The sequence below is a fragment of the Vibrio sp. 03_296 genome (genome assembly GCF_002265885.1).
The window spans coordinates 1-458 of record NZ_NPKW01001237.1 but is presented as its reverse complement, the minus strand read 5'-3'; the positions used below and the strand labels follow the sequence as shown (position 1 = coordinate 458).

The following is a 458-nucleotide window of genomic DNA, read 5'->3' as shown; positions in this document are numbered from 1 at the left end:
CTGGAGCACGATTAAACTTGACCGCTGTGGGCTTCAATTCTTCTACAAACATACGCTCAACAAGCAGTGGGAATGGATCGGAATCATCAAACCTCCGAAAGTAAAACGTCTCCCGAATATCATTTCTCCTGAGCAAGTCGCTCAGATTATTAACACCACCCGAGAACCCCGTTACCGAGTGTTATTCTTAACGTTATACACGATGGGCTGCGGATTAATGAGGCTCTCAATCTCACCATCTCCGATATCGACAGTCACAATATGCAAGTCCATGTTCGCTATGGAAAAGGCGGTAAAGACCGACTGGTACCACTCCCTCACAGAACGCTTCACGCCTTACGCCGATACTGGTGTACACACCGACATCCCAAACTGTTATTCCCAAGCAAAGGTAAGTGTTGTGATGTCGCGTTTAATGATCAAGGAGCACAAAAAGCACTTAAACAGGTTGTACAGGA

1 pseudogene is annotated in these 458 nt (G+C 46.3%); it reads left to right on the top strand.

The window, feature by feature from the left end:
- Positions 1–458 (top strand): annotated as a pseudogene (locus CIK04_RS31245) (tyrosine-type recombinase/integrase); the annotation flags it as partial.